At 42.8% G+C, this 7,530-nt stretch carries 8 protein-coding genes; 3 read left to right on the forward strand and 5 right to left on the reverse strand.

The annotated features are described in order from the left end of the window. The first annotated feature begins 3 nt into the window (after positions 1 to 3). The 3 genes from A3756_RS07025 (at position 4) to A3756_RS07035 (ending at position 1,842) form a co-directional block, all read left to right on the forward strand. On the forward strand, positions 4 to 765 hold the full coding sequence (locus A3756_RS07025) for a sulfite exporter TauE/SafE family protein (RefSeq protein ID WP_068510695.1): 762 nt from the start codon (positions 4 to 6) through the stop codon (positions 763 to 765). A 118-nt stretch (positions 766 to 883) separates the two neighbouring features. After that, on the forward strand, positions 884 to 1,069 hold the full coding sequence (locus tag A3756_RS07030; protein WP_068510693.1) for a helix-turn-helix domain-containing protein: 186 nt from the start codon (positions 884 to 886) through the stop codon (positions 1,067 to 1,069). Between the two features lie 89 nt (positions 1,070 to 1,158). Beyond that, on the forward strand, positions 1,159 to 1,842 hold the full coding sequence (locus A3756_RS07035) for a zinc metallopeptidase (protein WP_068510691.1): 684 nt from the start codon (positions 1,159 to 1,161) through the stop codon (positions 1,840 to 1,842). Positions 1,843 to 1,846: 4 nt separating this feature from the next. On the opposite strand, the gene A3756_RS07040 is transcribed toward A3756_RS07035, so the two are convergent. The 5 genes from A3756_RS07040 to A3756_RS07060 form a co-directional block, all read right to left on the reverse strand. Continuing rightward, positions 1,847 to 2,674, reverse strand: coding sequence for a general secretion pathway protein GspB (locus A3756_RS07040; RefSeq protein ID WP_068510690.1), 828 nt, complete (start codon positions 2,672 to 2,674; stop codon positions 1,847 to 1,849). 1 nt (position 2,675) lies between these two features. Beyond that, positions 2,676 to 4,346, reverse strand: coding sequence for an ExeA family protein (locus A3756_RS29045; protein WP_304438873.1), 1,671 nt, complete (start codon positions 4,344 to 4,346; stop codon positions 2,676 to 2,678). A 159-nt stretch (positions 4,347 to 4,505) separates the two neighbouring features. Continuing rightward, complete coding sequence (locus A3756_RS07050) at positions 4,506 to 6,002, reverse strand: DUF3336 domain-containing protein (protein ID WP_068510686.1); 1,497 nt, start codon at positions 6,000 to 6,002, stop codon at positions 4,506 to 4,508. 108 nt (positions 6,003 to 6,110) lie between these two features. Then, the gene (locus A3756_RS07055) at positions 6,111 to 6,869 is read right to left on the reverse strand and encodes a VacJ family lipoprotein (protein WP_082865131.1); all 759 of its coding nucleotides are present in this window, start codon (positions 6,867 to 6,869) and stop codon (positions 6,111 to 6,113) included. 39 nt (positions 6,870 to 6,908) lie between these two features. After that, on the reverse strand, positions 6,909 to 7,530 hold a 622-nt coding region (locus A3756_RS07060; protein ID WP_082865132.1), incomplete at its 5' end, for a beta-ketoacyl-ACP synthase III.

Here is a 7,530-nt window from a genome sequence, read left to right on the forward strand (position 1 = left end):
GCCATGTATGAACTCGACTTACTCTATATATTGGTATTAATCATAACAGGGTTTCTCGCAGGCATTATAAACACCATGGCTGGTGGAGGCTCCAATCTTACAATTCCAGCATTAATGGTAATGGGGATTCCTCCCGACATTGCAAATGCGACTAATCGAGTCAGTGTCGTACTTCAATCGTTTACTGCATACAGAGGTTTTGCCAAGCACGGAAAGCTTGATATTCCCGATATCAAATCTATTCTGCTTGTCACCATGCTTGGCGGGCTTGTTGGTGCTGCATTCGCCTCTTATATGCCTGCTGACTACCTGAAACCAACCTTGCTCGGCGCGATGATTATCATGGCCGGCATAATCTTATTTAAGCCCTCCGCTATTGCGGTAACTGAAGGCACCAAGGCTTTTTCAGTAATGGAGCAAAAGCAATCTATACCAATGCTTTTTATAGCCGGGTTTTACGGTGGGTTCGTCCAAGCGGGCGTTGGTTTTATTTTAATTGCTGCGATTGCTGGAGGCCTCCGTTACGATCTGGCTCGAACCAACGCGCTAAAGGTGGTGTGCACACTCGGTTTTACTCTAGTTGCTCTCGGTCTTTTTGTATGGCGGGACCAAGTATGGTGGGCGCCAGGCCTCTTGCTCGCGGTCGGTTCTGTTGCAGGTGCTTACCTGGCTGTGAAGATCACAATTAATGTCAGTCAGAATACGCTAAAGTGGTTCCTGTTTATTATGACTATATTTGCAAGCATTGCCGCGCTCCTCAGTTAAATGCTCGAAACATAAAATTAACTTAATGCTACAAACAATTCAGGAAATATTATTTGCATTAACTATACTCTAATTCACATATTCGATTTTTTACGACTAATATTATTTGGAGCAAAGTATGTCAGGCGGAGAAAAGTTACTAACACTCGCTGAAGCAAGCGCAATGATGGGAAAAACCGAAGTTACGGTGAAACGCTATGCCCGCGAGAGCTTAATTAAAAGCGTTAAACAAGGAAGCGAGCTCATGTTTCCTGAAGATGCTGTTATTAAGTATATTGAAATTGAAAAGAGGCTAAACGGTTAAGGCTTTGTCCTAACAAAGCTCAGGTTGCCTTATAAAGCTCGCGATTAAGCGGGCTTTTTTTTGGTTTAGCAACAAGCTACACTCGCCTTATGATTTATATTTTAATTGCCCTCATTCTATTTGTACTCATTACGCCAGGTATATGGGTTAAATACACCATAAAAAAATATGCTCAAGATTTACCTGATATTCCTGGTACCGGTGCTGAGTTAGTAAAACACTTATCTAAAAGATTCGAGCTAGTAGACCTTAAGGTTGAAGAATGCCCTGACGGGCAAGATCATTTCTCTCCACATGAGTCTACGATTAGGCTATCCAAATACATCTACGATGGGCGCTCTATTAGCGCAGTCGCTATCGCATGCCATGAATTTGGCCATGCGCTTCAGTATCATAGGAATGAAAAGATAGTCAGACTAAGAGAGCGGTACACCCCGATAGCATTATTGATAGAAAAGGCTGCGATCGCAATGCTTGGGATTATTCCGGTTCTTGTTGTTATTTTTAAGGTACCACAACTCGGAATTATTAGCTTACTATGCGGGCTTTGTGCTGTTTTTATTTCAGTGGCACTTCAATTAGTAATATTGCCTATGGAGTGGGATGCAAGTTTTAACAAGGCACTTCCGATAATTACCGAAGGTAACTATCTGCAAGATGATCAAATCGAGCCTTGCCGTAAGATTCTTAAAGCTGCTGCAATGACTTACGTCGCGGCAACTCTAGCAAGTGTATTGAATGTCTGGCGATGGCTAGCCATATTGCGGCGCTAACGTTCTATGGCGCTTGCCAGTCGCGCAATACCGGTATTTTGAAGATGGTTCCTTGCTTGTCTAGCGCAAGATAAAACTCTCCAATTTCTCTAATGACTAAGCCAGAGAAACCATCCCCTTCCCTTAAGTACAAATTATTAATCATGGCTCTTCGTGCGCTCGGTTCTGAAGAGTAGATATGACTGCTAAATTCTATTGTCGGAACCCCCCTTTGAAAGCTAATATTCATTTCACTTAGTAGAGGAAGGTCTGAAAATGCATTTGGTGCACTACTAATTTGTTTGCTTCTATCGCTCTCGTCGTTCACACTTGTCGGCAATATTTTTTCCTCGACAGCTTTAGAAACCGGGGCTGCTTCGGAATAAGGCTCGGCAAGCGGCGGGCTGATGCGCTTAACACCCGCTTTAGGTCGGATAACATCGTCAGCTTCGACTGGCTCTTTATCCTCCTTAGCAGAGCGTTTATCGGAAAAGTCATCCTTTAGAATAGGAAGAGGCTTTGCTTGAATGGGTGCTTTATCAATGAGATGGGATGGAAGTGCCTTGGTTTTACGGCCAGTATCCTTAATGTCCGGCTCAGTCGAGGAGAGTGCTTTATTGTCAGTTAACAGGCTATTTTCAGAGCTTCCACTCTCATCAGTAGAATTGCTGCCTAGAAAATAAAATATCAACGCACCTGCATTAAGTAAAAGGACAAATATTAGGAGGTAAGGCCAAAGAGGCTGTCGCGACATATTCCTTGGCATTACCATCATATCGTTATTAATCGAAGAAACCTTCTCTTGATGCCTATCCTGTTCTGACCTTTTCAAGGCGTCTAAAATGTATGACATGCTAATTCGCCCCCATAAGTCGAGGGACGCCTAAGTTAAGGCGCGAATTTATATGAATCAGCGTCATGCTGCCCGCGATGCCGTCAGGCACAAGGCCTGAGCTGGCTTGAAAGCGCTTAATCTGGTCTTCAATTGGTTCGCTTTTATTGGCTTTATACTGACTGAGTCGAGACAAGCTTTTCCTCAACCATGCCTCTTCTTTTTTCTGTCCTGGCATTACGAGATTCGATTTGTAAGGAGGAACCTTCCAAACAATTGAGTACTCCCCAAACCAGTAGCGATCAACTTCGTCAAGAGAAACCCAATACTTCTCATTCTTATGTGAAACCAAGGCATCACTACCTTCAACCCCCAGTATTGCGATATATAGCGACTCGCCATAGTCATTGACTAGGGTTAACACCGCGGGTCGGTCTAACTTTAGTAACGAGCGCCAATTACCATTTTTATGCAAGCACTTAAGACCGTACATTTCGGCGTAATCACAGGCCAGCATAAAGGGGGCTAAAGGATAGTCGATTCCCCAACGCTCTAAAATCATGCGATATGCATGATATCGATCATCTTTCTGGGTTTTGAGAGAAGATAGGTCGTTAATGATCGGGATCTGTATTGATGAGTTATCAGCATAAGGAGCCTTAGCGGGGCTTTTTTCCGTAGTTGAAAATTGCTGTAAATCTGCCACTTCTTCTGCTGAAGTACCGCTTTCTGATATAGCCTTGGAGTCGTCGCCCTCTTCAGGAGTGATTTGTTTTACTGAGGCTGGGTGCAGCTCGGGCTCTGTTTTGGAAGAAGAGATTATACTTTCCAGCTCAGCTATTCTGTTGTCGTATCGCTTGTCCAAAGCAAATACTCCAATACTGGCAATTATTGTTAGCAGGACAGCAATTATCCCCCTTTTGATTGACGAACTTAGTTTTAGTGGCTGCTTAAACTTTGGCCCCTGTATTTCCGCGTATGCGCTCTTAATATGTTTTGCATCAATAACATCCTCTTGCATTGCATAAGCACCGAGCAAGGCGCGGTCGCAAATAAGATTAATTAATCGCGGTACGCCACCACTCAAGTTAAAAAGAGTTTTTATTGCTTTTTGATTAAATAAACGCCCGCGTCGCCCCGCAACCGATAATCTACAATTAACATAAGCACCAACTTCAACTTTACTCAGCTCACACAGGTGGTATCTTGCAGTGATTCTTTGAGCGAGCTGCCTTAAATCATTCTGAGCTAGCACTTCCCTTAATTCGGGTTGCCCAAGCAAAATTATCTGAAGTAATTTCTTTTCAGATGTTTCAAGGTTAGTAAGCAAGCGCAGCTGCTCTAGTACATCAACTCTAAGGTTTTGAGCTTCATCGATAATGAGTACGGTGTGGCGATTGTTAGCGTGTGCATCAAGCAGGTAGCTGTTAATTAGGTCATTTAAGACTTTAATTGATGCTGAATCGGGGTACGCTATTCCAAGCTCATCACATATTGATGCCATAAGCTCACGTGCCGAGAGCTTCGGATTTATGATGAATGCTACGTCGGTATTTTTTGGAATCTGATTTAAAAAACAACGGCAAATTGTCGTCTTTCCTGTTCCAACTTCACCTGTAAGAACAACAAAACCGCCCTGCCCGGATACACCATATAAAAGATGAGCAAGCGCCTCTCTATGACGTTCACTCATATATAGATACCTGGGATCAGGCGCTATAGAAAAAGGTAGTTCTTTAAGACCAAAAAAGTCCTGATACATGACGTCAGCTTAGCGTAGTTGCGAAGTTTAGCTTGGTAGCAAACGCAAAGCTTAAAGACAGGGCTCGCCAAAAGCAAGTCCTTACACTCGCTAACGGATTGCCTTATGATCATCAATTAAACTAAGGCTCCCACGATGCGTTCTAACATCAGTCTTTAAGCGGGAAATGCAGCTCTCGAGTGTCTTGCTTATTTTGGAATGTGTACGAATCATCGCTAATTTAGGCCATGTCGCGCGCTCACCCTGAAGCATTAACTCCTTCATGAATTTCGTATCGGGATTGCTAAGCAGCTTCATATAGTGCCCAAGCTTGTAATTTGGAGCAACAGTGACGTCGCCATAATAATTCTGAGACATCATAGAATAAGCATGACCAGAAACTTGTCGAAGCATCTCAGATTTGGTATGAGTTCTTATATAGTCACTCACTGCCTGGCCATGAAATTTTGCTTCGGCTTTAACAAGCGCTAGGGGTAATTTTAAGAAACGATTACTAGACAGCCCTTTTGTTCGTTCCAGCAAAGGCACTACATGAGGATTGGTTTGACTTACGATAGAATAATTAACATCGTAGAGGTGCATTAGGCGCTCGATTGGCAAGTCGCTAACCATGCTGCCATCAACCCAGCGTAAGCGGGGCATATACGGTACGTTGTGTCCATGTTCATCTTTCTTAAGCAGTTTAACCGGGGGGAAAATTCCTGGAACTGCGCAAGACGCTAACGATGCACTCCACGTTAGCATGTATGGAGATGTGTAACCTGACAATAATCTAGCCTTTTGATGAGCCTGGACAGGCGAAACAGTGATATTAATACTCCGCCCCGTCTTCTCGTAGGCCTCTTGCATCGTGTATTCACCTACATAACTACGAATATAGTCTTGCAGCTGACGCTGATCCATAAAGCCTTTGCCTTTAATACCATTCAATAGGCCCATCCACTTCCAGGCTTTCATATTATGGGTATTAGGGTCAAACAAGGAAGGTAGTTCGTCATCGGTATGCGTCCCTAAGGCGGCAGCAATGATAGAACCGGCGCTTGAGCCAGTTACGACATCTGGCAATAAGCCATGCTCCCACAGGGCCTTTACAACACCGATATGGAAGACTCCTAAGGAAGCGCCGCCACTTAGCAATAATGCGGGGCGACCGAAGGATAAAAGTACATCTTTAAAAAAATCTAACTTTTTATTTGATGGCATATCAGAGGTTTGCCTATCGCAAAGATAGGAAAGGCAATCGCAAACTTCTTCAACGTATTCTTCAATGAGTGTTTTGGTGCCGTAATAGCATTGGTTATAAAGGCGTATGTCACCCATATTGCCAAGGTCATGATGCAAGCCTTCGCGAATGTCTCGATACAAAGCGGTGAGATCACCATTTTGCTTGTGCTCTCTTAAAAGACAGAGTCGATCAGAAATAAGTTCGTAGTTATATACATCAGAAGCAATATTGTCTTTCCAGGCATCATTATGTTGCATGGAGTCGAGTGTTTGAGCGGCGTCCTTCCATTCAAGGAATGAGGTAGCCTGCGACATTCTTTGTTTTTCTTTTTTTATCGTGGTGTGCATCTTAAAGCGAGCCATATAGTTGATTTTATCTTTTATCCCATCAATCAACTATAGGTTATTTTTTTCTGCAGATATATTGAACTTGTATTAAGCCCTGTGAACTTATGTTAAATAAGCCTGATATTAGAAGTCCTCGTAATCAAAATCTTCATCATCAGCGAACGGGTCTTCTACTTCGCCATCTTTAATAAGGAAGTTTCGATTTTGCAAATAGGCACTCCTGAAGAAGGCGTAGCGGTCTTCTTTGAATAATAAGTTGTTCGCAGCTAGCAGGTCTGCTCGTGTATCTATTAAATCAACAGCCTTTAGAGCAATACTTTCTTCAGTTGAGAATTCGACAAGATAGTCAACCGGGTCGGCAACGTAATCTACTATTTGTCCGCTAAAGTCTCTGACGGTAGATGGCCCTAGAACAGGTAACACAAGATAGGTAGACTCTTCATAACCCCAATAACCAAGTGTTTGTCCAAAATCTTCATCGCTGGCTTCCAGGCCAAATGAGGTCGCAACATCAAACAAGCCGCCTATGCCAAAAACAGTGTTGTAGATAACTCGGTTAAGAGAAACAACCGCGTTGTGAAACTTAGCCTGCAGCAAAGAGTTAACAAAGGTTTCGACATCATTGAGGTTGCCAAAAAAGTTGGTAACACCTTTATCGACAAAACCGGGCGTTACAAATCTGTAAAGCTTTGCCAAGGGAGTGGCGAGATACTCATCCAAATTATCATTCAATACGAACATGCTTCGATTAAATGACTCATAAGGATCTATTTCTGCGTATCTAGGGTCATAATAAGGCTCTTCTGCTTCATCATTAGCGAATGCATTAAGCGTAAAGGTACTTAGAAATAATAAAATTAGAGCGTGGTAACAAAAGCGCATACTTAATCTCTTATTATAGTTCTGCTTACTTTTTAGTTGTTATAGTTTCTTTAGGATTATATTACCAACAGAATAGCCTGCACCGAAAGAGCAAAGTACACCATAATCACCGGTTTCGAGTTCTGATCGATGCTTATGAAATGCAATCACAGAACCGGCCGAGCTAGTATTCGCATATTCATCCAGTATAACAGGTGCCTCAGAAACCTCTGCTGCACGACCTAATACACGCTTGGCGATAAGCTGATTCATGCTTAAGTTAGCTTGATGGAGCCACATCTGTTTTAGGTGTTCAGCGCTAAGCTCGTTTTCCGCCAAGTGCTCATTGATCATTTTAGCAACGAGTGGAGATACCTCTTTGAATACTTTTCGCCCTTGCTGAACAAATAGCTTATCACTAAAGCCTTCACTGCCGGGAGCACAACGATTCAGGAATCCAAAATTATTACGAATATTATTGGAGAAGGTTGTCTTTAATTTTGCGCTGACAACTTCGAACGAGTCATCACAAGATACTGTGTCAGCTCTCTCTATCACGATTGCGGTACAGACATCACCAAAGATAAAGTGACTATCTCTATCACGAAAATTTAAATGCGCTGTGCAGATTTCCGGGTTTATTAACAATACAGCCCTGGCAGAACCGCACTGAACAGCATTG

It is taken from the genome of Oleiphilus sp. HI0086, assembly GCF_001635225.1.

Coding starts and splice junctions, on each gene's coding strand:
- A3756_RS07025 (WP_068510695.1), top strand. CDS start 4: ATGTATGAACTCGACTTACTCTATATATTGGTATTAATCATAACAGGG.
- A3756_RS07030 (WP_068510693.1), top strand. CDS start 884: ATGTCAGGCGGAGAAAAGTTACTAACACTCGCTGAAGCAAGCGCAATG.
- A3756_RS07035 (WP_068510691.1), top strand. CDS start 1,159: ATGATTTATATTTTAATTGCCCTCATTCTATTTGTACTCATTACGCCA.
- A3756_RS07040 (WP_068510690.1), bottom strand. CDS start 2,674: ATGTCATACATTTTAGACGCCTTGAAAAGGTCAGAACAGGATAGGCAT.
- A3756_RS29045 (WP_304438873.1), bottom strand. CDS start 4,346: ATGAGTGAACGTCATAGAGAGGCGCTTGCTCATCTTTTATATGGTGTA.
- A3756_RS07050 (WP_068510686.1), bottom strand. CDS start 6,002: ATGGCTCGCTTTAAGATGCACACCACGATAAAAAAAGAAAAACAAAGA.
- A3756_RS07055 (WP_082865131.1), bottom strand. CDS start 6,869: ATGCGCTTTTGTTACCACGCTCTAATTTTATTATTTCTAAGTACCTTT.